General features: G+C 67.4%; 21 protein-coding genes. 14 read left to right on the top strand and 7 right to left on the bottom strand.

Going from position 1 to position 24123, the window contains the following annotated elements:
* Positions 1 to 196: 196 nt before the first annotated feature.
* The 3 genes from maiA to CEY11_RS16055 all read right to left on the bottom strand — a co-directional run bounded on the left by maiA (position 197) and on the right by CEY11_RS16055 (position 2457).
* On the bottom strand, positions 197 to 841 hold the full coding sequence (gene maiA / locus CEY11_RS16065; RefSeq protein ID WP_088604436.1) for a maleylacetoacetate isomerase: 645 nt from the start codon (positions 839 to 841) through the stop codon (positions 197 to 199).
* Positions 842 to 997: 156 nt separating this feature from the next.
* Positions 998 to 1981, bottom strand: coding sequence for a 4-hydroxy-3-methylbut-2-enyl diphosphate reductase (gene ispH / locus CEY11_RS16060; protein WP_088604435.1), 984 nt, complete (start codon positions 1979 to 1981; stop codon positions 998 to 1000).
* Positions 1981 to 2457: an FKBP-type peptidyl-prolyl cis-trans isomerase gene (locus CEY11_RS16055; RefSeq protein WP_088604434.1), complete on the bottom strand. Its 477-nt coding sequence runs from the start codon at positions 2455 to 2457 to the stop codon at positions 1981 to 1983. Before CEY11_RS16055 ends, ispH begins: the two co-directional genes overlap by 1 nt.
* Positions 2458 to 2610: 153 nt before the next feature.
* Here CEY11_RS16055 and radC point away from each other — a divergent pair, with 153 nt between their 5' ends.
* The 5 genes from radC to CEY11_RS16030 all read left to right on the top strand — a co-directional run bounded on the left by radC (position 2611) and on the right by CEY11_RS16030 (position 8075).
* Positions 2611 to 3288: a RadC family protein gene (gene radC, locus CEY11_RS16050; protein WP_088604433.1), complete on the top strand. Its 678-nt coding sequence runs from the start codon at positions 2611 to 2613 to the stop codon at positions 3286 to 3288.
* Positions 3289 to 3579: 291 nt separating this feature from the next.
* Positions 3580 to 4206: an arylformamidase gene (kynB, locus tag CEY11_RS16045; protein ID WP_088604665.1), complete on the top strand. Its 627-nt coding sequence runs from the start codon at positions 3580 to 3582 to the stop codon at positions 4204 to 4206.
* 178 nt (positions 4207 to 4384) lie between these two features.
* Positions 4385 to 4648 (top strand): type B 50S ribosomal protein L31, encoded by a 264-nt coding sequence (locus tag CEY11_RS16040; RefSeq protein ID WP_088604432.1) that lies wholly within the window; start codon positions 4385 to 4387, stop codon positions 4646 to 4648.
* A 183-nt stretch (positions 4649 to 4831) separates the two neighbouring features.
* A complete protein-coding gene (locus CEY11_RS16035; RefSeq protein WP_088604664.1) occupies positions 4832 to 6565 on the top strand; it encodes an ArnT family glycosyltransferase in 1734 nt (577 codons plus the stop codon).
* A 55-nt stretch (positions 6566 to 6620) separates the two neighbouring features.
* A complete protein-coding gene (locus CEY11_RS16030) occupies positions 6621 to 8075 on the top strand; it encodes an MATE family efflux transporter (protein ID WP_088604431.1) in 1455 nt (484 codons plus the stop codon).
* Here the strand turns inward: CEY11_RS16030 and CEY11_RS16025 are convergent.
* The 4 genes from CEY11_RS16025 to CEY11_RS16010 form a co-directional block, all read right to left on the bottom strand.
* The gene (locus tag CEY11_RS16025) at positions 8067 to 9365 is read right to left on the bottom strand and encodes a quaternary amine ABC transporter ATP-binding protein (RefSeq protein ID WP_088604430.1); all 1299 of its coding nucleotides are present in this window, start codon (positions 9363 to 9365) and stop codon (positions 8067 to 8069) included. The two genes, CEY11_RS16030 and CEY11_RS16025, sit on opposite strands and share 9 nt — an antisense overlap.
* Positions 9362 to 10219: an ABC transporter permease gene (locus CEY11_RS16020; protein WP_088604429.1), complete on the bottom strand. Its 858-nt coding sequence runs from the start codon at positions 10217 to 10219 to the stop codon at positions 9362 to 9364. The genes CEY11_RS16025 and CEY11_RS16020 overlap by 4 nt, the downstream gene beginning before the upstream one ends.
* Positions 10220 to 10291: 72 nt before the next feature.
* Positions 10292 to 11353: an ABC transporter substrate-binding protein gene (locus CEY11_RS16015; protein WP_088604428.1), complete on the bottom strand. Its 1062-nt coding sequence runs from the start codon at positions 11351 to 11353 to the stop codon at positions 10292 to 10294.
* Positions 11354 to 11711: 358 nt separating this feature from the next.
* Complete coding sequence (locus tag CEY11_RS16010) at positions 11712 to 12968, bottom strand: class I SAM-dependent methyltransferase (protein WP_088604427.1); 1257 nt, start codon at positions 12966 to 12968, stop codon at positions 11712 to 11714.
* Between the two features lie 218 nt (positions 12969 to 13186).
* Here CEY11_RS16010 and CEY11_RS16005 point away from each other — a divergent pair, with 218 nt between their 5' ends.
* From CEY11_RS16005 to CEY11_RS15965, 9 genes are all read left to right on the top strand, one after another.
* Positions 13187 to 14392, top strand: coding sequence for a multidrug effflux MFS transporter (locus CEY11_RS16005; RefSeq protein ID WP_233154920.1), 1206 nt, complete (start codon positions 13187 to 13189; stop codon positions 14390 to 14392).
* Positions 14393 to 14737: 345 nt separating this feature from the next.
* The gene (rpmB, locus tag CEY11_RS16000) at positions 14738 to 14974 is read left to right on the top strand and encodes a 50S ribosomal protein L28 (RefSeq protein WP_088604662.1); all 237 of its coding nucleotides are present in this window, start codon (positions 14738 to 14740) and stop codon (positions 14972 to 14974) included.
* Between the two features lie 27 nt (positions 14975 to 15001).
* A complete protein-coding gene (rpmG, locus tag CEY11_RS15995) occupies positions 15002 to 15169 on the top strand; it encodes a 50S ribosomal protein L33 (RefSeq protein ID WP_088604426.1) in 168 nt (55 codons plus the stop codon).
* A 469-nt stretch (positions 15170 to 15638) separates the two neighbouring features.
* The gene (gene leuS / locus CEY11_RS15990; protein WP_088604661.1) at positions 15639 to 18296 is read left to right on the top strand and encodes a leucine--tRNA ligase; all 2658 of its coding nucleotides are present in this window, start codon (positions 15639 to 15641) and stop codon (positions 18294 to 18296) included.
* A gap of 19 nt (positions 18297 to 18315) precedes the next feature.
* On the top strand, positions 18316 to 18984 hold the full coding sequence (locus tag CEY11_RS15985) for an LPS-assembly lipoprotein LptE (protein ID WP_088604425.1): 669 nt from the start codon (positions 18316 to 18318) through the stop codon (positions 18982 to 18984).
* Positions 18985 to 18990: 6 nt separating this feature from the next.
* Positions 18991 to 20058, top strand: a complete 1068-nt coding sequence (gene holA / locus CEY11_RS15980) for a DNA polymerase III subunit delta (RefSeq protein ID WP_088604424.1) — start codon at positions 18991 to 18993, stop codon at positions 20056 to 20058.
* A 236-nt stretch (positions 20059 to 20294) separates the two neighbouring features.
* Complete coding sequence (locus CEY11_RS15975) at positions 20295 to 21596, top strand: glutamate-5-semialdehyde dehydrogenase (protein ID WP_088604423.1); 1302 nt, start codon at positions 20295 to 20297, stop codon at positions 21594 to 21596.
* Positions 21597 to 21711: 115 nt separating this feature from the next.
* The gene (locus CEY11_RS15970; RefSeq protein WP_088604422.1) at positions 21712 to 22128 is read left to right on the top strand and encodes a CopD family protein; all 417 of its coding nucleotides are present in this window, start codon (positions 21712 to 21714) and stop codon (positions 22126 to 22128) included.
* Positions 22129 to 22140: 12 nt separating this feature from the next.
* The gene (locus CEY11_RS15965; protein ID WP_088604421.1) at positions 22141 to 23901 is read left to right on the top strand and encodes a THUMP domain-containing protein; all 1761 of its coding nucleotides are present in this window, start codon (positions 22141 to 22143) and stop codon (positions 23899 to 23901) included.
* The last annotated feature ends 222 nt before the right edge of the window (positions 23902 to 24123 follow it).

Here is a 24123-nt window from a genome sequence, read left to right as displayed (position 1 = left end):
ATATAAGGATTCATACCAGGGATTCTTATCTCTTTGAAAGCGGATTGGTATGAAGTCACAAAGGCAAAGTACGGCCAGATGCCGCAGCGCGTGCCACCTCGGCGGCGGCATGGGCGGCGGGTAGGCGGGGCAGGCGGCCCGCGCCGGGGCTGCACAACAGCCGGCGGCCTGCGGCCAAGTGACGGCAGCGCCCTGTTTATTCAGCGTCGGGCTGCTTGGCCGGGGCTGCCTGGCGGAAGGCGTCCAGCTCCTGGCAGCGGGCGTCGATGCGCACTATCGTCGGCATGGCGCCCAGGTCGCACTCGAAACGGCGCGCATTGGCCACCTGGGGCACCAGGCACAGGTCGGCAAAACTGGGCTGGCCGCCGTGGCAGAACTCGCCCGTGGCGGGGTGCTGCGCCAACATGCCTTCGACCGCCGCCAGGCCCACTTCCACCCAGTGCCTGTACCAGGCGTTCTTGCTTTCTTCCGATACCTTCATTTCGTGCTTCAGGTATTTCAGCACGCGCAGGTTGTCCAGGGGATGGATGTCGCAGGCGATGGTCTGGGCGATGGCCCGCACCCGCGCCCGCCCGGCGGCGTCCGCCGGCAGCAGCGCCGGCTGCGGATAGGTTTCTTCCAGGTATTCGAGTATGGCCATGGACTGGCCCAGGGCCAGGTCGCCGTCGACCAGGGTCGGCACCAGCGCGGTGGGGTTGAGGCGCCGGTACTCGGGCAGCAGCTGCTCGCCCCCTTGGCGCAGCAGATGCACCGGCACTGTTTCATAGGGCAGCCCCTTCAGGTTCAGGGCGATGCGCACGCGGTAGGCGGCCGAACTGCGGAAATAACTGTAGAGCTTCATGATCGGTATACCCCTCGTTCCTGATCGAATTCGATCATTTCAATTCTGGCCTCGTCCGAGCCGGCCGTGGCAGTGGCGGCTTGCTCGCTCCGGAGGTGTCGCGGCCCGACCTATGCGGCCCGACCTATGCGGCTCGACCTACGCGGCTCGACCCTCCTACAGCTTGCGCGACAGTTCCCGCGGCAGCGGGAACGCCACGTTCTCTTCGACGCCGGGCAGCGCGCGCACCGACACGGCGCCCAGTTCCTTGAGCCGGCCGATCACCTGCTGCACCAGCACCTCGGGCGCCGAAGCGCCGGCGGTCACGCCCACGCGCCGCGCCGATTCCAGCCAGGCCGGCTGGATCATGTCGGGGTCATCCACCAGATAGGCGGCCGCGCCCTTGCGTTCGGCCACCTCGCGCAAGCGGTTCGAATTCGAGCTGTTGGGGCTGCCCACCACCAGCACCAGGTCGCAATCGGGCGCCATGATCTTGACCGCGTCCTGGCGATTCTGCGTGGCATAGCAAATGTCGCTTTTCTTGGGCTCCATGATGCCGGGAAAGCGCGTGCGCAGCGCATCGGCCACCTTGGCGGCGTCGTCCACAGACAGCGTGGTCTGCGTGACGAAGGCCAGGTTGGCCGGGTCGCGTACCTGCAGATTGGCTACGTCCTGCACTGTTTCCACCAGGTACATGCCGCCGTCGGCCTGCCCCAGCGTACCCTCGACCTCCGGATGGCCGCGGTGGCCGATCATGATGATCTCGCGCCCGGCGGCGCGCATGCGGGCGACTTCCACGTGCACCTTGGTGACCAGCGGGCAGGTGGCGTCGAACACCCGCAGCCCGCGGCGCTCGGCGTCGGCGCGCAGCGCCCGCGACACGCCGTGGGCGGAAAACACCACAATGGCGCCGGCCGGCGCCTGGTCGAGCTCGTCGATGAACACTGCCCCCCGGGAGCGCAGGTCTTCCACTACGTAGCGGTTGTGCACGATTTCGTGGCGCACGTAGATCGGCGCGCCATGCAGTTCCAGCGCGCGCTCGACGATGTCGATGGCGCGATCCACCCCGGCGCAGAAGCCGCGAGGCTGGGCCAGCACCACTTCTATCTGGCGCGGCGCCTGCGGTGCCGACGGATTCGCAGCCTGGTTCTTGTCCGTCATCACAGCACTCCCAGCAGCGATACGTCGACCCGCAGGTCGGTGCCGGCCAGCGGGTGGTTGAAGTCGAACAGCGCCCAGGTGTCGCCCTGTTCTTTCATGACCCCCGAGTAGCGCCCGCCGTTGGGCGCCGAGAATTCCACCATGTCGCCGGGCTGGAATTGCACGCCGGGCTCAGTGTACTGCGCCAGCAGGTCGAGGCTGACCCGCTGCAGCAGATCGGGGTTGCGTTCGCCATAGGCTTGCGCCGCCGGCAGCTCGATGCTGAACTGCGTACCGTCTTCACGCCCCAGCAAGGCCTCTTCCATGCCCGGCGCCCACTGCCCTGCGCCCATTTGCAGGGTGGCGGGCCGGCCGTCGAAGGTGTCGGCAAACACCGAGCCCGCGGCCGGGCCGGAATTGAGCACGATGCGGTAGTGCAGGGTCAGGTAGGAATCGGGGCGGACAAAAGCGTTCACGGAATCGGCCAGGGAAGTCAAAATCTGTCACCGTAGAGGGTCATTGCAGCCTCTATTTTAGAGCACGGCATTTCATCGCATAGGGCTGGGCACATATCGCCAAGGGTCTTGCCGCAGAATGTTAGCGGCGGCAAGCCCCGGGCGCACAGGGCCGGCCTCCCGGAGCACGCACCCATGGCATCAAACTCCCGCCCTGCCGATCCCGAACGCCCGCGCGAGCGCCTGCTGGCCCACGGCGCCGGCGTCCTTACCTCGCCCGAACTGCTGGCCATCGTGCTGCGCACCGGCACGCGCGGCTGCGGCGCCGTGGCCCTGGGGCACCGCCTCATCGAACGCTTCGGCGGCCTGCGCGGCCTGCTCTCGGCCGAAGCCCGCGCCCTGCTTGCCATCGACGGCCTGGGCGCGGCCAAGACCTGCGAACTGCTGGCCATCAGCGAACTGAACCGGCGCGCCCTGGAAGAAGAACTGCGCAGCGGCCACGCACTCGACCAGCCGCAGCGGGTCAAGAGCTACTGCCTCAGCGTCCTGGCGCCGCGGCGGGTGGAACACTGCATGGCTTTGTACCTGGACACCCAGTACCGGCTCATCGCCGGCGAAGACATCGCGCGCGGCACGCTTAGCCAGGCCTCGGTATATCCGCGCGAAATCGTCAAGGCCGCCCTGCGGCATCACGCGGCCGCGCTGATCCTGGCGCACAACCACCCGTCCGGCGTGGCCGAGCCCAGCACCGCGGATCTTGCGCTTACCCGGCACCTGAAGCAGGCCCTGGCCCTGGTCGACATCCGCCTGCTCGACCACCTGATCGTGGCCGGCGACATGGCGATATCGCTGGCCGAGCGCGGCCAAGTATAAGGTGGCGCCCGCCGCGCAACGGTTCGCCGGAAAGCCACCCCGAAAACCACCGGCGGCCGCAACACCCACCGAGCCCCTCCATACGAAATGGTATAAGCTTTGACTGCCTACGCGGAACCAGCCATTTCGTACGCGCCGGGCGCGTTGCAGGCCCGTTGCAGGGGCGCATTGCGGGCAGGGCCGGCCAGGCCAGCGCGGCCGCAGCAGGCCCGCCCGGCTCGCGCCCCCCGAGCCTCGCACACCAATGCCTGCGCCCCCCCTGCATTTCACCTACATACCCATATGTGCGCCATGAAGAAGATCTGGGACATCTCCCCGCCGGTATCGGCCCGCTCTCCGGTATTCCCCGGCGACACCCCCTATCGCCAGCAGTGGCGCTGGGCCATAGGCCCGGGCTGCCCGGTCAACGTCAGCGAAATCACGCTTTCGCCGCATATCGGCGCACACGCCGACGCGCCGCTGCACTACGACCCCGACGGCGCCACCGCCGGCGCGCTCGGACTCGAGCCTTTCCTTGGGCCCTGCCGGGTGATCCACGTGCTGCACGGCGGCCCGCTGGTCGGCATCGAAGACTTGCGGCCCCACCTGCAGGACGCGCCGCCGCGCATTCTGCTGCGCACCTGCCAGCGCGCAGCGGTCGACGCCTGGACGGACGACTTCGCCGCCTACGACCCCGCTGCCGTGGAATACCTGGCCGCGGCCGGCGTCATGCTGATCGGCATCGACACCCCCAGCATAGACCCGGCTCCCAGCAAGTCGCTGGACAGCCACCAGGCCATAGCCCGGCACGGCCTGCGCGTGCTCGAGAACCTGGTGCTGGACGCCGTGCCGCAGGGCGACTACGAACTCATCGCCCTGCCCCTGGCGCTGGTCGAGGCCGATGCCAGCCCGGTACGCGCGATCTTGCGCGCCCTTTAGGCGACATGCTAGAATAGCGAGCTTAATTTTGGATACGTTGTCGGCGTAGGCTATAGAGGGAAGAGTCTTCAGAGGCCTTCAAAGAAGAGGCCTTCAAAGCGCCTTGCCGGCTGGCGACCCGTACGCAAAGACGCCGGGAGGGCTTAAGCCCCCAAACCCGGGAACACAGGAAATCGACATGAAAGAAGGCATCCACCCCGAATACCGCGATGTGGTGTTTCTGGATCAGCAGACCGGCAACAAGTTCATCTCGCGCTCGACGCTGAACAGCCGCGAAACCGTGGAAATCGACGGCAAGACCTATCCGCTGTTCAAGTGCGACGTCACGTCCGAATCGCACCCGTTCTACACCGGCGCGCAAACGCGCATCGTCGAGACCGGTCGCGTGGAAAAATTCCGTGCCCGTTTCGCCCGCACCGCCGGCACCACCAAGAAGGCCTGATGTCTGTTTGGTCTATGCCCATAACCAAATAGCACATCGGTAAGCGCGCAACACCCGCTTACGCCCTCTCTGGGAAAAAGGCAGCCTTGCGGCTGCCTTTTTAATTTAAGATAAGCCATTACCCGTAGCCCTGCGCCATCCTCTGTGCCGCCCAACGACTCCCGCTCCACCCCGGCCCGCCTGATGGCGACAGCCACCACCAAACTGCCGCGGATCCTGCTGCTGATCCTGGGGGTCGTGTATATATTTTCCGGGCTGTTCTTCCGCGACCCCTGGAAAACCGACGACGTGGTGGGGCTGGCCACCATGCTTACCGCGCTGCACGGGCCGGCCCACGCCTGGCTGCTGCCGCAGGTGGGCACTCTGGCGCACGCCCAGGACGGGCCGCTGATCACCTGGGTGGGCGGCTTCAGCATCTGGCTGTTCCAGCCTTTCTTCGAACATTTCACCTCGTCGCTGAACGCTGCCATGATCGCCTCGCGGCTGCCGAACCTGCTGTGGTTCGGCCTGGTCACGGGCTCGGTCTGGTACGGCACCTACCTGCTGGGCCGGCGCCCCGAACCGCAGCCGCTGGCGCTGCCCTTTGGCGGCGAACCCACCGTACGCGACTACGGCCGCATGATCGCCGATGCCGCCCTGCTGCTCATCGTCGCCACCGTCGGCATCCTGTGGCGCATGCACGAAACCTCCGAGGTGCCGGCGCTGATCGCCTTCCAGGCCCTGGCCTTCTACTCTGTTGCGCGCATGCTGGACCGGCCGCTGTCGGGCTCCATCATGCTGGGCGTGGCGCTGGCCGCGGTATTCCTGACCCGGGCCTGGATAGGCGGGCTGCCGGTAATGCTGGCCGTGCCCCTGGCCTTCCTGCCGCGCAGTCCGCTGTGGCACGTCAAGCACTGGCTCATCGTCAGCGTGGCCATATGCGTGGCGCTGGTGCTGCTGTGGTGGATCCCGGCCAACGAGATCGGCGACTACTGGATGCAGAACTGGTGGCTGTGGAACCTGCAATCCTTCGCCTGGCCGCACTACGAAACGGCGCTCAGCATCGTGCGCGACCTGCCCTGGTTCCTGTGGCCCACCTGGCCCTTCGCGCTGCTGGCCATCTGGCGCTGGCGTTCGTGGCTCACGGCGCCGCACATCTGGGTGCCGCTGGTGTTCGCCGCCTGCCCGCTGATCTTCATGTTTTTCCTGGCCGACGTCTTCGAGCCCGAGTACAGCCTGATGGCGGTACCGGTGGCCGTACTGGCGGCCTTTTCGCTGCCGACCCTGCGCCGCGGGGTCGTCAACTCGCTGGACTGGTTCGCGGTGATGTGCTTTTCGCTGACGGCCGCCACCGTGTGGCTGGGCTGGATCGCGCTGCAAACCGGATGGCCGCGCCAGATCGCGCACAATATCGCGCGCCAGACCACCGGCTACGAGGCCCACGTGTCCATCGCCGCCGTGCTCATCGCGCTGGCCGGCACGGCCACCTGGATCGGCCTGGTGCGCTGGCGGCTGCACAGCAAGCCCCGGGCGCTGTGGCGCGGCACGGTGCTGTCGGCCGGCGGCCTGATCACCACCTGGCTGCTGCTGGCGACCCTGTGGATGCCGGCCCTGGACTACGTGCGCAGCTATCGCGACGTGTCCGCGCAACTGGCGCAGGCGCTGCGCGACTACAAGCAGCCGCATGAATGCGTGCGCGCGCTCAGCCTCGGGCTGGGGCAGCGCGCCTCGTTCCTGGTGTTCAACGACATCAATTTCAGCTACGACCCGCACTGCCCTCTGATCCTGCAGCAGACCACGCCGCAGGCTCTGGCGGAAGGCGCCTCGGGCTTTTCCGGCGCCACCGAGACCGGGGCCGCCCAGGTACTGTGGCAGGGCAAGCGCGGCGCCGACCGCCACGAAGCCTTCCGCCTGTTGCGCCTGACGGACAAGAAATAGGCCCCCACCCCAAGAAGAAATAAGCCCCCACCCCAAGCCGCCCTACTCGCGACTCATGAAGCGCACGACCGCTACCCGCAAACCCACGGGCTTCGGCTCCCATGTGGCCGAAACACTGCGCCAGGCCTGGCCGGTGCTGGTCAGCTCGTGGGCCGGCATCGCCTTCGGCGTGCTGGACACCACCATGGCCGGCCATGCCAGCGCCGCCGACCTGCAGGCCATGTCGCTGTCGGCCTCCATCTACATCACGATCTTCGTGGGGCTGATGGGCGTAGTGCATGCGCTGATTCCCATACTCGCCCAGCAATACGGGGCCGGCCGCCTGTCCGAGGTGGGCCGCACCTGGGGCCAGGGCGTTTGGCTGGCGCTGGCGCTATCGGTACTGGGCGGGGCCTGCATGCTGTTTCCGGACTTGTGGCTGGCACTGTCCGGCCAGGTCGAGCCGGCGGTGCGCAACGGCGTGGCCTGGTATTTACGGGCACTGATCGTGGCACTGCCGGCGACCCTGGTATTCCGCACCATTTACGCGCTGGGCGCGGCCGTATCACGCCCCAAGACCGTGATGACGATCAATCTGGCAAGCATCGTCTTCAAGTTCGTTTTCAACTGGATATTCATCTTCGGCGGCCTGGGCGTGCCGGCCCTGGGCGCGGCCGGCGCCGGCCTGTCGACCGCGGTGGTCGGCTGGCTGTGCCTGGGCGCCGGCCTGTGGGTGCTGCGCCGCGATCCCTACTACACGCGCCTGCGGCCGCGCCTGGAAAGGCCCAACTGGAGCGTGCAGAAGGAACTGCTGCGCCTGGGCCTGCCCATGGGCGGCTCGTACCTGGTGGAAGTCTGCGCCTTCAGCTTCATGGCGCTGCTGGTGGCGCGCGAAGGCATGTACGTGTCCGGCGGCCACCAGATCGCCGCCAACCTGGCCGCGCTGTGCTACATGATGCCCATGGCCGTCGGCGTCGCCTCGGCCTCGCTCACCGCCCAGGCCATAGGCGCGCAAGATCTGCAGCGCGCCCGCGCCATGGGGCTGGCGGGCATGGCGGTGGTGGCGGTGGGCGCGCTGGCCACCGCGGCGATCCTGATCCTGGGCCGTCCCTGGATCCTGGAAGCCTATACCGACGACCTGCAGGTGGCCGCCGTCGCCGCCACGCTGCTGCGCATCATCCCCTTCTTCCATCTGTGCGACGCCGCGCAATGCATAGGCTCGTACCTGCTGCGCGCCTACAAAGTGGCGCTGGTGCCGATGCTGCTGCAAGCCGTGGCGCTGACCGGCATCGGCCTGCTGGGCGGCTGGTGGCTGGGCTATGGGCCGGGCGCCGGCACCCTGCAGCCCCTGTTGCGGGTGCTGGCGCCCGGCGCACCGCCGGGTGCCGCCACCTTGTGGCTGATGGCGCTGGCCGGCCTGGGCCTGTCGGCCGCGCTGCTGCACGGCTGGTACTGGCATGTGGTGCGGGTCTGGGCGCGGCGCGCCCGCCCCCGTGCCGGCGCGTCCGCTCGAGCCGCAGCGTCAGGGTAGCGCCGCATCAGCGGCCGCGGCCTGCTGCTCCGGCTGGCCGGCAGCGCCGGCTTGCGCAGGGCCCGCCTCGCCGTCGATGACGGGCGCCACCAGTTCCACCACCTTGCTGCGCGACATCAGGCCCAGGAACTCATCGTCTTCACCGGTGACCGCCAGCGGCTCGGTGCTGCGCAACAGGCGCGCCAGCACTTCGTCCAGCCCGGCGCTGGCCGGTACCGAGGCCATGTCGCCCAGATGGCGCGAGATGTCGCGCACGCCCTCGCGCAGCGCCCGCTCGGCCTGCGGCCTGTCGAGCACGCCGGCCAGGCGCTTGCCGTCGAGCACCGCGGCATAATCCAGGCCCGCCGCCGCCAGCCGTTCCACGGCATGCGCCGGACGCGTGCGCATGGTCAGCGTCAGGGCCGGCACCCGGCACGCATGCGCGGCGTTCAACACCTTGCTGCGATTCACGTCCTGCAGGAACGACTGCACATAATCATTGGCCGGACTGAGCAGGATGTCTTCGGGCGTGCCTTCCTGGATCAGTTCGCCGTCCTTCAGAATCGCGATGCGGTTGCCCAGCCGCAAGGCTTCGTCCAGGTCGTGGGTGATAAACACAATGGTCTTGTTCAACTGCGCCTGCAACTGCAGAAGCTGATCCTGCATCTCGCGCCGGATCAGGGGATCCAGGGCGGAGAAGGCCTCGTCCATCAGCAGGATCTCGGCATCGGTGGCCAGCGCCCGCGCCAGGCCCACGCGCTGCTGCATGCCGCCCGAAAGCTGGTGCGGGTACTGGTGTTCGAAACCGGCCAGCCCTACCTGGCGCAGCCAGTGCATGGCGCGCTCGCGGCGCTCGGCGCGGGCCACGCCGCGCACCTTCAGCCCGTAGCCGGCATTGTCCAGCACCGTGCGGTGCGGGAACAGGCCGAAGCGCTGGAACACCATGCTCATCTTGTTCTGGCGGAATCGTTCCAGCTCGCCGCGCCCCAGCGAGGTGACGTCGACGCCGTCGACTTCGATGCAGCCGGCGCTCGGTTCGATCAAGCGGTTGAAATGGCGGATCAGGGTCGATTTGCCCGAGCCCGAAAGGCCCATGATGACGTAGATGCTGCCCGCCTCGATCGACAGGCTGATGTCGCGCAGGCCCAGCGTGTGGCCGCTGCGCGCCAGCAGCTCTTTCTTGGACAGAGGCGTGCCCGTCTGCCCCGGCGCGCCCTCTTCCCCTTGGGAGGAAGCGCGTACCGCATCGAGCCAGCGCTGCGGCTGCGGGCCGAAAATCTTGTAGACGTTGCGGATCTCGATCTTGCTCATGCCTGCCCCCCCCGCCCTCTGCCGCGGCCGAAGGCCTGGGTGATGCGGTCGAAAATGATCGCCAGGATCACGATGCCCAGGCCGGCCAGCAGCCCGCGCCCCACCTCCAGGCGGTTGATGCCCTGCAAGACCTCGTAGCCCAGGCCGCGCACGCCTATCATCGAGGCAATCACCACCATGGCCAGCGCCATCATGGTGGTCTGGTTGATGCCCGCCATGATGTTGGGCATGGCCAGGGGCAGCTGCACGCCGAACAATTGCTGCAGCCGGCCGGCGCCGAAGGCGCGCGAGGCCTCCAGCACTTCGGCGTCGACCATGCGTATGCCGAGGTCGGTCAGGCGTATTACCGGTGGCACGGCGTAGATGATGGTGGCGAACAAGGCGGCGATCTTGCCCAGGTTGAACAACATCACCACCGGGATCAAATACACGAAGCTGGGCATGGTCTGCATCACGTCCAGCATCGGCAGCATCAGGCTGCGCAGCCATTTGCAGCGAGCCATGAGTATGCCCAGCGGCACGCCGATCAGCACCGACAGCACGACCGCAACTATCATCAGCGACAGGGTCTGCATGGCGGCGTCCCACAGGCCGATTGCGCCGATCAGGCACAACAGCAGGCCCATTAGCAGGCTGAATGCCGGCTTGCGGCTCGCCGCCCAGGCCAGCGCCACGACCACCAGCACTACCGACCACCACGGGGCGTGGCGCAGGGTGTGATCCATCCACACCAGCACGTGCAGCAGCGGCCGGGTCAGGGCGCGCAGCTCTTGTGCATAGTCGTTGACGAGATTACCGACGAAAGCGTCGATGGGCGCGCGAATCGCGCGCGCCGAAATAAATTCCGGGAACATATGGCCCTCCTGTTGATACGCGGCGCCCCGGACGGCGTCCGGGGCCGCGGTCTGTGCGATGACGCCAGTGCGTCAGAGGGCGGCCTGGACGCGCGCCGATACGTCGGCGGGCACCCACTGGGTCCACACCGCCGCCTGGTTCTTCAGGAACCAGCGAGCCACGTCTTCCGGCTCGATGTCGCTGTCGGCCATGCGGGCCAGCATCGTGTTCATGACGGGCAGCGGCACCGCCACCTTGGACAGGAAGGCGGTCAGCTGCGGCGCCTGGCCGGCGAAAGCCGTGGACACGGCCGTGAACACCGGATTGCCGGGATAGTCCGAGGGCTTGGGATCGGCGCAGTGCGGATCGGTCAGGCACTGCTGGCGCGCCTTGTCGTACGGCGGCAGTTCCAGCTTGACCAGATCCAGGGCGCCGACCAGCGGCGTCGGATACCAGTAGTAGAAGACGATGTTTTCCTTGCGCTTGTAGGCCGACATCAGCGCCGCCTTCTGGGTGGCGCCGGTGCCCGGCGAGAACAGCGTGTAGGTGTCGCCCAGCTTCAGCGCCTTGAAAAGATTGCCGCTGACGACCTCGCAGCCCCAGCCCGCGGGGCAGCCGTAGAACCGCCCCTTGTCGGGCTCTTCGGGGTCTTCGAATTTGTCTTTGTACTTGGGCAGGTCGGCCGCCTTCTTCAGGCCCGGCAGCCGTTCGGCGGTATAGCGCGGAATGAACCAGGCTTCGCCGCCCATGTAGATATCGCCCACGCGCTTGACCTTGCCGGTGGCCAGGGCCTTGGCCCAGGGCTCGGCCACACTATTGAGCCATACCTCGGTATTGACATCCAGGTCGCCGCGCTGCAGCGCCGCCAGCGCGGGCAGCGTCTCGGTGGGCAGCACCTCGGTGTCGCAGCCGTAGCCCTTTTCGGCGATGAAGCGCTCGACTTCGACCAGCACCAGGTTCGATTCCCAGTTCATGCCGCCGAAGCGCATGGGGCGCTGCAGTTCGCACTGCGCCGCTGCGGCGGCGCGGGCGGGGTTCGGGGCCAGGCCCGCGCCGAGGGCGGCAAGGGCGAGCACCAGGGTGGAAACGATCCGGGCGGATCGCGTGACGGCGTCGGGCGACGCACTACGTGAACGACTCACGAGCAAAGACATGGCAGCCTCCTTAAGTTGCATGGACGCAAGGCCGCGCGGCCGGCATGCGCCAGGGTTAAGGGGTGTGCGGAAGACGGGCGGAACCGCCGATACAGACCGGTATGAGCGCCTCGAAGCCGGAAATTCGCCGGGCGGGCCGCCCGGCTACAGGCCCTGGTGCCTTGCGGCGGGCCTGCGGCGTGAAGCACTGTAAGAAACATGCGTGGCGCACCGCCGGCGCGCCACGTAGTTGCTGGCAGGGACGAGGGTGCAAACCCATGATCCCGGATTGAAACAAAACCGCGTAGTAGCCGGCATTTTACGCGAAATTAGCGACAGTGACAAAATCAGACACCGCCGGCGCCGCGGGCGGCTTCGGCTAGCGCTGGTAGATGTAGTCGCGCCGCCACGGGTAGCTCAGGTCGGCGGGATAGTCCAGCTCGTCGCTGCGTCCCGCGGCCATGGGCTGGGCCAGCACCTGGTGCAGGGCGATCCAGCCGTGCTCGAAACCCATGGCGCAGCCGGCCAGGTAGACGCGATAGGCGCGCAGCGAGCGCTCGCCCTGGTCGCCGCCAAGTATGGCGCGCGCCTGCGGCAGGCAGGCTTCCAGCGCATCGCTCCAGGCCCACAAGGTGCGGGCGTAGTGCGGACGCAGGTTTTCGATGTCCAGCCCTTCCAGGCCGCCATCGGTAAGCGTGGCCAGCACATTGCTGATGTGCGTCAGCTCGCCGCCCGGGAAGATGTATTTTTCGATGAACTCGCCCATGCCCGAGCCCAGCTCGGAATTGCGCAGTCCGCCGGCCGTAATGCCGTGGTTCATGACCAGGCCGCCCGGGCGCAGCAGGCGCCGCAGCTTGGCGAAATAGCCCTGCAGCTGGGCGCGGCCGACGTGCTCGAACATGCCCACCGACGCGATCTTGTCGTACGGCCGGGACTCGTCCAGCTTGCGATAGTCCAGCAATTCCATGCGCACCCGTCCGCCCAGCCCTTTTTCCTGAATCAGGCGGTTGACGTGCGCATGCTGGTTCTTGGACAGCGTGATGCCGGTGGCGTCCACGCCGTAATTCTCGGCGGCCCACAGCAGCAGGCCGCCCCAGCCCGCCCCCACATCCAGGAAACGCTCGCCCTCATGCAGGCGCAGCTTGCGGCAGATGTGATCCAGCTTGGCCTCTTGCGCCTGCGCAACCGTCATGTCGGGCTCGCGGAAGTAGGCGCAGGAATAGACGCGGCGCGGATCCAGCCACAAGGCGTAGAAGTCGTCCGACAAGTCGTAGTGGAACTGGATCTGGCGCGCGTCGCGCTCGATGGAGTGGTGCCACACGGACAACAGGCGCTGCACCAGGCCGGTAAGCCGGCCGCCGCGCGCCGCATCCACCGGCGAACCGGGCAGGATAGCGGCCGCCATGGCCATCACGTCGCGCATCGAGCCCTCGATGTCGAGCTTGCCCTGCACATAGTCTTCGCCCAGCACGCCCACCTGTCCTGCAGCCAGGTGCGCCAGCGCGCTCTTGTCCTTGGCGGTGATGCGGATGCGCGCGTTGGCCGCCCCCACCCGCGTTCCATCGGGCATGGTCAACTCGACAGGGAGCGGCAAAGCCGCAAGCTTGTTTTCGACAGCGGACAAAACCGAATTCACAATCAATCTCCTATTTCCCGTACGGACGAAACCGGAAAATGATATTCGATCTGGAAAAAACTACGCAAACGCCCATGCTAAGATGCGCTGCTCCATCTGCCAGCCCAGGCGGCCGGGCAAGCATCCGATCCGCCAGCCACGGCCCTGGGCCTGCGGCGCGATGACACCGCGCGGATATTGCCGCACCCGCGCAATCGACCGCCTTCTGCTTTCAATACATGCCTTCCGTCACCAAGACACGCAACTTCCCGCCCTGGCTGATACTGATGGGGCTGCTCACCGCCCTGGGCCCGCTGGCGATCGACATGTACCTGCCCGCCTTTCCGTCCATCGTGCACGGCCTGCACACCACGGAAGGCAAGGTCGAGCGCACCGTCGCCAGCTACCTGCTGGGCCTGGCGCTGGCACAGCTGGTCTACGGGCCTTTCGCCGACCGCTACGGCCGCAAGCCGCCGCTGATCATCGGGCTGCTGCTGTTCATCGGCGCCTCCATCGCCTGCGGCCTGACCGACAACATCGAGCACCTGACCCTGTGGCGCATCGTGCAGGCCTTCGGCGGCGCCTGCGGCATGGTGATCCCGCGCGCTGTCATCCGCGACAATTTCGAAACCCGCGACGCGGCCAAGGCGCTCTCCGTGCTGATACTGGTGATGGGCGCCACCCCCATCCTGGCCCCGCTGCTGGGCGGCCAGGTGCTGCTGCTGGGCAGCTGGCGCGGCCTGTTCGCCATCATGGCCGGCGGCGGCCTCCTGCTGCTGGGCGGCGTAATCTGGAGCATGCGCGAAAGCCTGCCGCCCGGCAAGGCCGTCGCCCTGCGCCCGGGCATCATCGCCCGCAACTACGCCGCGCTGCTGACCCACAAGCGCTTCATGTGCTACACCCTGGCGGGCGGCTTCGGCTCGGCCGGCCTGTTCGCCTACATATCGGGCTCGGCGCGCGTATTCATCGAGATCTACCACGTCGATCCGCGCTATTTCGGCCTGCTGTTCGGCGTCAACGCCGCGGCGCTGATCATCGCCTCGCAGTTCAGCGCGCGCCTGCTGAACCGCCATACCCCCGAAAGGCTGTTGAAAATCGCCCAGATCACCCTGGCCTGCGCCACCCTGGCCGGGCTGGCCATCACCCTGGCCGGCGGCATGACGCTCAGCCTGCTGATGCTGTGCCTGATCGGCTTCATGGCCAGCCAGGGCTTCGTCAGCCCGAACGCCGCGGCCCTGGCACTGGCCGACCAGGGTGGCCGGCTGGGCGTGGCCTCGGCCCTGCTGGGCACCCTGCAGATGCTGTGCGGCGCCGCCTCGGGCATGGCGGTCAGCGCCTGGCAATCGGCCACGCCGCTGCCGCTGACCGGCATGCTGGCGCTGTGCGCCTGCCTGTCGTGGCTGTTCGGCCGCATCGCCCTGCGCGACGGCAAAAGGCAGGCCTAAGCGCAGGCCATCGCCGAACACCGGCAATGCCCACGTCATCGAAGCTCAATGCATGGTGCATGGCCACCGAGTACGACAGCGGGTGGGCACGAAAGCGAACTTAAGTTATTAACTGGATATATTCACTTAATAAGTTTGCTAAAACTGCGATTTCACAGTATATTAATGGGCTTTACGGGCGCGCCCAAATTGGGGGCCAGCCGCATGATTGCGGCTTAGGTTTGCAATTTATGGGTAAGCCGACAGAGCCTGGCGGGCGATTGCGGCAAGACTGACTGCAAAGCGTCGTACCGGCCCGGGTTCAGGGCGATGGCATCAGGCCAATTAATATCAAGGGGTATGATCATGGCACGTGTATGCCAAGTTACCGGTAAAGGCCCGATGACGGGCAACAACGTTTCGCACGCCAACAACAAGACCAAGCGTCGCTTTCTTCCCAACCTGCAATCGCGCCGCTTCTGGGTCGAGAGCGAAAACCGCTGGGTGCGCCTGCGCGTCAGCGCCAAGGCTCTGCGCACCATAGACAAGAACGGCATCGATTCCGTGCTGGCCGACCTGCGCGCCCGCGGCGAACTGGCCTAACGGCCTAAACTCTCACAGGAGCAGATCATGGCAAAAGGCATCCGCGAAAAGATCAAACTCGAATCCACGGCCGGCACCGGCCACTTCTACACGACCAGCAAGAACAAGCGCAACATGCCTGAAAAGATGCTGATCAAGAAGTTCGACCCGGTGGCGCGCAAGCACGTCGAATACAAGGAAACCAAGCTGAAGTAAGCTGGTTTACCGCCGTGCCGCAAGGCACGGATGCATTCCCCGAAAACCCCGCGGCAAGCCCGCGGGGTTTTGTTTTCTGCGGCTGGCCCACCTTCACACAGCACCCGCTCACGCGCTGAAAAATGGGCTGCACGCAGGCTTGGCGCCAGGTATCGCGGCAACTTCGGCGAGCAGGCGTAGCTCGCTTCCCACACCCGTCTACGATCCGAGCGGAGAGCATGGGGTACCTCCTGGAGGTGAGTGGGGTATCGAACCGGAAGGAGGTACCCCGTGCTAGGCCGCGCCTCAAGAACCAGGCCAGGCGACGAAACGACCGGACGACGAAAAAACCGCGCCTGGCATGCCAGCCTTCACGCCTGGCAGCCGCCATTCGACCCGCCCCCGCGCACCGCCCTATAATGCAGGGCTTGCAACCGCAAGGCGCGCATGATGCATGCCGCGCCACCATCCCCACACAGATCCGAATTCCATGCAGGAACGCTACAACCCTTCCGCCGTCGAAGCCGCCGCCCACGAGAACTGGCAGGCGCGCGATGTCTACCGCGTGGTCGAAACCGCCACCGCGCCCGACGGCACCCCCAAGCCCAAGTTCTACGCCTGCTCGATGCTGCCCTACCCCAGCGGCAAGCTGCACATGGGGCACGTGCGCAACTACACCATCAACGACATGATGGCGCGCCAGCTGCGCATGCGCGGCTACAACGTGCTCATGCCCATGGGCTGGGACGCCTTCGGCATGCCGGCCGAGAACGCGGCCATGAAGTCCGGCGTGCCGCCTGCAAAATGGACGTACGACAACATCGCGTACATGAAGAAGCAGATGCAGGCCATGGGCCTGGCCATCGACTGGTCGCGCGAGATGTGCGCCTGCGACCCCAAGTACTACAAATGGAACCAGTGGCTGTTCCTGAAGATGCTGGAAAAAGGCATCGCCTACCGCAAGACGCAGACCGTCAACTGGGATCCCGTCGACCAGACCGTGCTGGCCAACGAGCAAGTCATAGACGGCCGCGGCTGGCGCTCCGGCGCGCCGGTAGAAAAGCGCGAGATCCCCGGCTATTACCTGCGCATCACCGACTACGCCCAGGAACTGCTCGAGCAAGTGCACGACGGCCTGCCCGGCTGGCCCGAGCGCGTGCGCGTCATGCAGGAAAACTGGATCGGCAAGAGCGAGGGCGTGCGCTTCGCCTTCACGCACGACATCCGCGACGACGCGGGCGCCCTGATCCAGGACGGCCGCATGTATGTATTCACCACCCGCGCCGACACCATCATGGGCGTGACCTTCTGCGCGGTGGCGCCCGAACACCCGCTGGCGGCGCATGCCGCCGCCGGCAACCCTGCCCTGGCGGCCTTCATCGAGGCCTGCAAGCAAGGCGGCACCACCGAGGCCGAACTCGCCACGCGCGAAAAAGAAGGCATGCCCACCGGGTTGTCGGTCACGCATCCGCTGACCGGCGCGGCGGTGCAGGTCTGGGTCGGCAACTACGTGCTCATGAGCTACGGCGACGGCGCCGTCATGGGCGTGCCCGGCCACGACGAGCGCGATTTCGCCTTCGCCCTGAAGTACGGCCTGCCCATCCAGCAGGTCATAGACGTCGAAGGCCAGGCCTACGACACCACCGCCTGGCAGGAATGGTACGCCGACAAGCAGCGCGGCCGTACCGTCAATTCCGGCAAGTACGACGGCCTGAGCACCGCCCAGGCGGTGGACGCGGTGGCCGCCGACCTGGCGGCGCAGGGCCTGGGCGAAAAACAGACTACCTGGCGCCTGCGCGACTGGGGCATCTCGCGCCAGCGCTACTGGGGCACGCCGATCCCCATCATCCACTGCCCGGACTGCGGGCCGGTGCCGGTGCCCGAACAAGACTTGCCGGTGCTCTTGCCCGAAGACTTGATCCCCGACGGCAGCGGCAATCCGCTGGCGCGCAGCGAGGCCTTCCTGGCCTGCTCGTGCCCGCGCTGCGGCAAGGCGGCGCGGCGCGAGACCGACACCATGGACACCTTCGTCGACTCGTCCTGGTATTTCATGCGCTATACGTCGCCCGGCAACGACACGGCCATGGTCGATGCGCGCAACGACTACTGGATGCCCATGGATCAATACATCGGCGGCATCGAGCACGCCGTGCTGCACCTGCTGTACGCGCGCTTCTGGACGCGCGTCATGCGCGACCTGGGGCTGGTGAACTTCGACGAACCCTTCACCCGCCTGCTGTGCCAGGGCATGGTGCTGAACCACATTTATTCGCGCAAGAACGCGCAAGGCGGCGTGGAATACTTCTGGCCCGAGCAGGTCGAGAACATCGTCGATGCCAAGGGCGCCATCGTCGGCGCGCGCCTGCGCGCCGATGGCTCGGCGGTGCAATACGGCGGCATAGGCACCATGTCGAAGTCCAAGAACAACGGCGTCGACCCGCAATCGCTCATAGACAGCCTGGGCGCCGACACCGCGCGCCTGTTCGTGATGTTCGCCAGCCCGCCCGAACAGACCCTGGAATGGTCGGACTCGGGCGTCGAAGGCGCCAACCGCTATCTGCGCAAAGTGTGGGCTTTCTGCCTGGCACGCCGCGAGGCCGTGCAGGCGGGGCTGGGCGGCAGCGCCACGGCGGCGCAGGCGGCGGGTGCGGCCAAGACCCTGCGGCGCGACATCCATACGCTGCTCAAGCAGGCCGACTACGACTACCAGCGCATGCAGTACAACACGGTGGTGTCGACCAGCATGAAAATGCTCAATGCCATCGAGTCCGCGGTTCTGGACGACAGCCCGGCCGCCGCGGCGGCGCTGGCCGAATGCGTCGGCGTCCTGCTGCGCGTGCTGTATCCAGTGGTGCCGCACATCACCTGGCAGCTGTGGCAGGATCTGGGCTACGCCACCGCTCTGGGCGACCTGCTCGACGCCCCCTGGCCCGCGGTCGACGAGGCGGCGCTGGTGGCCGACGAAATCGAGCTGATGCTGCAGGTCAACGGCAAGCTGCGCGGTTCGCTGACCGTGGCCAGCACGTCCGCCAAGGCTGAAATCGAGCAACAGGCCGCGGCACACGACGCGGTGACGCGTTTCCTGGAAGGACGCCCGGTCAAGCGCATCATCGTGGTGCCGGGCAAGCTGGTCAATATAGTGGGGTAAGCACAGGGTGAACACAGGCATGCGCAAGGCTCGGGCCGCCATCGCGGCGGCATACTTTCCCGCGGCGCGCCTTTGGGCGCGCGGCCTGGCCTGCGCCGCGCTGTGCGCACTGCTGACGGCCTGCGGCTTCAGGCTGCGCGGGCCGGTGCCGCTGCCCTTCGACACGGTCTACACCAACATCACGGAAAATTCCGATTTCGGCGCGCGCCTGCGCCGCGCCCTGCGGGCCAGCTCGCCCAACTTGCGTTTCGTCGACCAGATCGGCGACGCCCAGGTAAGGCTGATCCAGATCGCCAACAACCAGTCGCTGCGCGAACTGTCGCTCAACACCCAGGGCCTGGTCGAAGAATACGAACTGAACCTGTCCTTCGTATTCGAGCTGATGGACGCCAAGGGCCACGTACTGCTGCCGCCCACCACCCTGACCTCCAGCCAGGATCTGCCCTACGACCCCAACCAGGTGCAGGCCAAGCAGGGCGAAATCGCCACGCTGTTCCTGGAAATGCAAAAGAGCCTGGTGGATCGCATCGTGCGGCGCCTGAGCTCGCCCGACGTGATCGAGGCCGCCCGCAAGGCGCAGCAAGAGCCGCCCGCGGAAGATTCCCAGGCGGCTCCCGGCGGCGCCGAGATTGCCCCCGCTCCGGTTCCCTGGGTCACGCCGCGCGTCGAACCCAGCATGGGAATGTAGGGCCGCATGGGACGCCCGGCCGATCCGGACAGCCTGATCGCCAGCCTGCGGCAGGGACGCAAGGCCCTGGATCCCTTGTATGTCGTGTCGGGCGACGAGCCGCTGCTGGTCACCGAAACCATGGACGGCCTGCGCGCCGCCGCCATCGCGCAGGGCTACACCCAGCGCAGCAGCATGGTCATGGACGCCAACAGCGACTGGAGCGCGGTACTGGCCGCCACCCGCAACGTTTCGCTGTTCGGCGACCGGCGCCTGGTCGAGCTGAAGCTGCCGGGCGGCAAGCCGGGCAAGAGCGGCGGCGAGACACTGCAGCGGCTGGCCGAAATGGCCGGCAGCGGCCAATGGGACGGCGACACGCTGATGCTGGTCAGTCTGCCGCGCCTGGACAAGGCCACCCGCAGCGGCAAGTGGGCCGGCGCGCTGTGGCAACACGCCACCACGCTGGAGCTGGCCAGCGTCGAGCGCGCCCAGCTGCCGGGCTGGATACGCCAGCGGCTGGCGCAGCAGAACCAGGAAGTGGACGCGCAGGTACTGGAATGGATGGCCGACAAGGTCGAAGGCAATCTGCTTGCCGCCTTCCAGGAAATCCAGAAACTGGCCCTGCTTTACCCGGAAGGCCGGATCGAGGCCGCCGACGTCGAGCGTGCCGTGCTCAACGTGGCGCGCTACGACGTCTTCGGCCTGCGCGACGCGATGCTGGCCGGACAGCCGGCCAGAACCCTTTCCATGCTGGCTGGGCTGCGCGCCGAAGGCACCGCCCTGCCCCTGGTACTGTGGGCCGTGGGCGACGAGATCCGCGTACTGGCGCGCCTGGCCGAGGCCCGCGCGCAGGGCCGCGACCTGGGCGGCGAAATGCGCAAGGGCCGGGTGTTCGGCAACCATGAACGCCTGGCGCGCCAGGCCCTGGCGCGCGTACCGCCTGGCGCCTGGCCTGCAGCCGTGCAGCACGCCCACGAGGTCGACCGGCTCATCAAGGGCTTGAAAGTGCCGGGCCGCCTCGACGACCCCTGGGAAGAGATGGGGCGCCTGGCGCTGCGGGTAGCCGCCGTCCGGCCCGCGGCGGGACGCGGATAGCCCTGCGCCCCATGAGGGCCTGGCCGGCGACGCGGCCCGGTGCCCTTCCCCGCCCGCAATGGGCAAACGCCGCAGCTTGCGCCTGATACGGTGCCGCCACCACCCAGAGCACTGGTCAGAGCACCGGCCGTTTTTGTGAAAGCCCCGAAAGCTGGGATAATTCTCTTGTACTCCCGCCGCGCGCGGGCTCGATTTCCTACCCGCCCGGGGCCGGCCACGGCCCGGGCCCAGCATCCATGACCAGCACCAGCAACACCATCGAACGCGAGGCCGCCGGCGCCGCGGCCACCGACATGACCCAACTGGGCCGCCAGGCGCGCGCCGCATCGCGCCTCATGCTGCGCGCCACCGGCAAGGCCAAGGCTCAGGCGCTGCGCGCCATGGCGCAGCGCCTGCAAGACGGCCGCGCGCAGCTGCAAGAGCGCAACGCGCTGGATCTGGAAGCCGCGCGCCGCAACGGCCTGGCGCCCGCCATGGTCGACCGCCTGGCGCTGTCCGACAAGGCGCTGCAAACCATGACGGCCGGGCTGCTGCAAATCGCCGACATGCCCGACCCCATAGGCAGCACCACTGCCTCCACCATCCGCCCCAACGGCATGCGGGTGGGGCAGATGCGCGTGCCTCTGGGCGTCATCGGCATCATCTACGAATCGCGGCCCAACGTCACCATCGACGCCGCCGCGCTCTGCCTGAAATCGGGCAACGCGACGATCCTGCGCGGCGGCAGCGAGGCCATTCATTCCAATATGGCGCTGGGCGAAGTCATTCGCGCCGGCCTGGAAGACGCCGGCCTGCCGCCCCACGCGGTGCAGGTGGTGGGCACCACCGACCGCGCGGCGGTGGGCCAGCTCGCCACCATGACCGAATACATCGACGTCATCGTGCCGCGCGGCGGCAAGGGGCTGATCGAGCGCCTGGCCGCCGAAGCCAAGGTGCCGCTCATCAAGCACCTGGACGGCAACTGCCACGTCTACATCGACGCAGCCGCCGACCCGCAGCGCGCCCACGACATCGCCGTCAATGCCAAGACCTACCGCTACGGCATCTGCGGCGCCATGGAAACCTTGCTGGTGCACCAAGGCATCGCCGAACGCGTGCTGCCCGGGCTGGCCCATAGCATGACCGAGGCCGGCGTGGAACTGCGCGGCTGTCCGCGCACCCTTGCCCTGGTGCCGCAGGCCAAACCCGCCACCGAAGCCGACTGGGGCACCGAATACCTGGAACCCATACTGGCGATCCGCATCGTCGACAGCCTCGACGAAGCCATGGATCACATCGCCCGCTGGGGTTCGGGCCACACCGACTCCATCGTCACCGAAGACCTGGCCGCGGCCACGCGCTTCCAGCGCGAAGTGGATTCCAGCTCGGTCTACGTCAATCTGCCCACCTGCTTCGCCGACGGCTACGAATACGGCCTGGGCGCGGAAATCGGCATTTCCACCAACCGCCTGCACGCCCGCGGCCCGGTCGGCCTGGAAGGCCTGACCACGCTCAAGTGGGTGTTGACCGGCGACGGCCAGCTGCGCGGCCAGAGTTGATACAGGCCGGCAATCGCACCCAGAACACGAACAAGGTGCACGGCCGCAGACGGTACAATTCGGCAAGGCGCAGCAACGCGGCTATCGCTTCGATTGCCAATCCGTGAGGCACTGGATGCTCTGGGTCAAGACCTTCCATATCTTGTTCGTAATCTCGTGGTTCGCCGGCCTGTTCTACCTGCCGCGCATCTACGTCAACCTGGCCCAGGCGCACGACGCCGCCACCACCGACTGCCTGCTCGGCATGGCGCGGCGCCTGTACCGCTTCATCACGCCGCTGGCCGTGCTGGCTGTGGCCTTCGGCCTGTGGCTGTTCCTCGGCTACGGCATAGGCCGCAGCAGCGGCTGGATGCATGCCAAGCTGCTGTTCGTGCTGCTGCTGGTCATTTACCACCTGGCCTGCGGGCGCATGCTGCGCACCTTTGCCGCCGGCCGCAACACCCGCGGGCACAAGTTCTACCGCTGGTTCAATGAAATACCCGTGCTGCTGCTGCTGATCATCCTGATCCTGGTCGTAGTCCGCCCCTTCTGATTCCCGGCCACCATGACCGACACCCCTAGCAAGCCTCGCAAGACCCTGACGATCAAAAAGGCCGCGGCGGCCGCTGCGTCCCCTGCCGCCGATAGCGCCGAACGGCGCAAGCGCAGCGGCGCACGCGCGCGCCAGGTCGCGCAGATGGAAATCGCCCGCGGCAAGAACAGCGCGGGGGCCCAGGCCGACGCCGGCACCACCACGCCGCGCCGCGATCCTGCGCCGGCTCGCAAGCGCGGCGCCGCTGCGGGAACCGCGCCGGCTCGCGAAACCACGACCGGCGCGCGGCCCGGCCGCGATGACGGCAAGGCCGCCACTCGGTATGCCACCGAGCGCGGCGGGAAAGCCGCCAGCGCGCGGCAAAGCCGCCATCCCGGCGAGGACGCCGGCGCGGCGCGCCATTCCCCCGGCCGCTCCCGAAACTCGAATGCGGCTCGCAACGGCCCCGGCGGCGACCGGGGCGCAAGCGCCAGCCCGCGCCCATCCAGCCGGGACGGCGACACAGGCCGCCGCAGCTTCGGCCACAGCCGCGACAGAGGCATTGCCCCAGCACCCGAAGCGCCGGCCGCCGAAATGCCCGAAACGGCCGCCGCGCCGCGCATCAGCCGCCGGCCGCGACGCATCGCGCCGGCGCGGATCTTTCCGGTCTTCGCGCCCTGCCCCCACGGGCTGGAAGCCGCCCTGGCCGCCGAGCTGCAGGCACTGGGTTTCGACGCCGTGGCGGCGTCGCGCGCCGGCTGCAGCTTCGAGGCCGACTGGAATGGCGTGCAGCGCGCCAACCTGTACTCGCGCCTGGCCACCCGCGTGCTGGTGCAAGTCGCGCAGCGGCCGGTACATCGCGAAGACGACATCTACGAGCTGGCCCTGGATACCCCCTGGGAAGACTGGTTCGGCGCCGAGCAGACGCTGCGGGTCGACACCTCGGCCATCCACAGCCCCATGAAAAGCCTGCAGTTCTGCAACCTGCGGGCCAAGGACGGCATCTGCGACCGCCTGCGCGAACGCGAAGGCGCGCGGCCCGACATCGACACCGTGCGGCCCGATGCGCGCGTGCACCTGTTCCTGACCGAAGATACCGGTACGCTGTACCTGGACACCTCGGGCGAATCGCTGTTCAAGCGCGGCTGGCGCCTGGACAAGGGCGAGGCGCCGCTGCGCGAGAACCTGGCGGCCGGCCTGCTGGCGCTGTCGGGCTGGGATCCGGCCCTGCCGCTCGTGGATCCGTTCTGCGGCAGCGGCACCATACTCATCGAGGCCGCCTGGATCGCCCTGGGCGTGCCGCCCGGCATCTGGCGCCCCTTCGGCTTCGAGCGCCTGCGCAACCACGACGCGCGACGCTGGCGCGACATCAAGGAAGAAGCCCGCAGCCACATTGCGCCGCGCCTGGACACGCCGCTGATCGGCTACGACCTCGACCCGGCCGCCATCGACGCCGCCCGCCTCAACCTCGAGCGCGCCTGGCTCACGCCGCAATCCCTGCGCCTGGAAATCGGCGACGCCCGCCAAGTGACGCCGCCCGCGGAAGCAGGCTGGCTGGTCACCAACCCGCCCTACGGCGAACGCATGGCCGGCGACGGCGAAGATCTCTGGCCAGCCTGGGCCGAAAACCTCAAGCGGCACTACAGCGGCTGGTCGGTCAACGTCATCACCAGCGACCTCGACCTGCCGCGCCGCCTGCGCCTCAAGCCGCTGCGCCGCCACCCCCTGCACAACGGCGCGCTGGACTGCCGGCTCTTCAGCTTCGAGATGGTGCAGGCCAGCTACCGGCGCTGAAGCCGCGCGGCGAGACCTTGGACGGCTTCAAGGCCGGCGGGCCCGGCTGGCAAGCGCGGGTGGGACAGTGTCCTTAAAGAATGGCTGCAAAGACACTAGCGGCGCCATCGCCATGGCCAAAATCGGTCTTCCATAGTCTTCGACCAAGAGACGGCCGTGTATTTCCTTCTATTTGCCGTGACGCAACATTTTTACGGCATCGCAGCAATTCGGCTTGCTTTT

This window comes from Candidimonas nitroreducens (assembly GCF_002209565.1).
Lineage (GTDB): Bacteria > Pseudomonadota > Gammaproteobacteria > Burkholderiales > Burkholderiaceae_B > Candidimonas > Candidimonas nitroreducens.
This window is presented reverse-complemented; position numbering and strand designations above follow the sequence as displayed.

What these genes read in the sequence shown, in the direction of transcription:
- CEY11_RS16040 (WP_088604432.1), top strand. Translation starts at nt 4,385, where the DNA reads ATGAAAGAAGGCATCCACCCCGAATACCGCGATGTGGTGTTTCTGGAT.
- holA (WP_088604424.1), top strand. Translation starts at nt 18,991, where the DNA reads ATGGGACGCCCGGCCGATCCGGACAGCCTGATCGCCAGCCTGCGGCAG.
- CEY11_RS15965 (WP_088604421.1), top strand. Translation starts at nt 22,141, where the DNA reads ATGACCGACACCCCTAGCAAGCCTCGCAAGACCCTGACGATCAAAAAG.
- CEY11_RS16030 (WP_088604431.1), top strand. Translation starts at nt 6,621, where the DNA reads ATGAAGCGCACGACCGCTACCCGCAAACCCACGGGCTTCGGCTCCCAT.
- ispH (WP_088604435.1), bottom strand. Translation starts at nt 1,981, where the DNA reads ATGACGGACAAGAACCAGGCTGCGAATCCGTCGGCACCGCAGGCGCCG.
- CEY11_RS16005 (WP_233154920.1), top strand. Translation starts at nt 13,187, where the DNA reads ATGCCTTCCGTCACCAAGACACGCAACTTCCCGCCCTGGCTGATACTG.
- rpmB (WP_088604662.1), top strand. Translation starts at nt 14,738, where the DNA reads ATGGCACGTGTATGCCAAGTTACCGGTAAAGGCCCGATGACGGGCAAC.
- rpmG (WP_088604426.1), top strand. Translation starts at nt 15,002, where the DNA reads ATGGCAAAAGGCATCCGCGAAAAGATCAAACTCGAATCCACGGCCGGC.
- leuS (WP_088604661.1), top strand. Translation starts at nt 15,639, where the DNA reads ATGCAGGAACGCTACAACCCTTCCGCCGTCGAAGCCGCCGCCCACGAG.
- CEY11_RS16020 (WP_088604429.1), bottom strand. Translation starts at nt 10,219, where the DNA reads ATGTTCCCGGAATTTATTTCGGCGCGCGCGATTCGCGCGCCCATCGAC.
- CEY11_RS16015 (WP_088604428.1), bottom strand. Translation starts at nt 11,353, where the DNA reads ATGTCTTTGCTCGTGAGTCGTTCACGTAGTGCGTCGCCCGACGCCGTC.
- CEY11_RS15985 (WP_088604425.1), top strand. Translation starts at nt 18,316, where the DNA reads ATGCGCAAGGCTCGGGCCGCCATCGCGGCGGCATACTTTCCCGCGGCG.
- CEY11_RS15975 (WP_088604423.1), top strand. Translation starts at nt 20,295, where the DNA reads ATGACCAGCACCAGCAACACCATCGAACGCGAGGCCGCCGGCGCCGCG.
- kynB (WP_088604665.1), top strand. Translation starts at nt 3,580, where the DNA reads ATGAAGAAGATCTGGGACATCTCCCCGCCGGTATCGGCCCGCTCTCCG.
- maiA (WP_088604436.1), bottom strand. Translation starts at nt 841, where the DNA reads ATGAAGCTCTACAGTTATTTCCGCAGTTCGGCCGCCTACCGCGTGCGC.
- CEY11_RS15970 (WP_088604422.1), top strand. Translation starts at nt 21,712, where the DNA reads ATGCTCTGGGTCAAGACCTTCCATATCTTGTTCGTAATCTCGTGGTTC.
- CEY11_RS16025 (WP_088604430.1), bottom strand. Translation starts at nt 9,365, where the DNA reads ATGAGCAAGATCGAGATCCGCAACGTCTACAAGATTTTCGGCCCGCAG.
- CEY11_RS16035 (WP_088604664.1), top strand. Translation starts at nt 4,832, where the DNA reads ATGGCGACAGCCACCACCAAACTGCCGCGGATCCTGCTGCTGATCCTG.
- radC (WP_088604433.1), top strand. Translation starts at nt 2,611, where the DNA reads ATGGCATCAAACTCCCGCCCTGCCGATCCCGAACGCCCGCGCGAGCGC.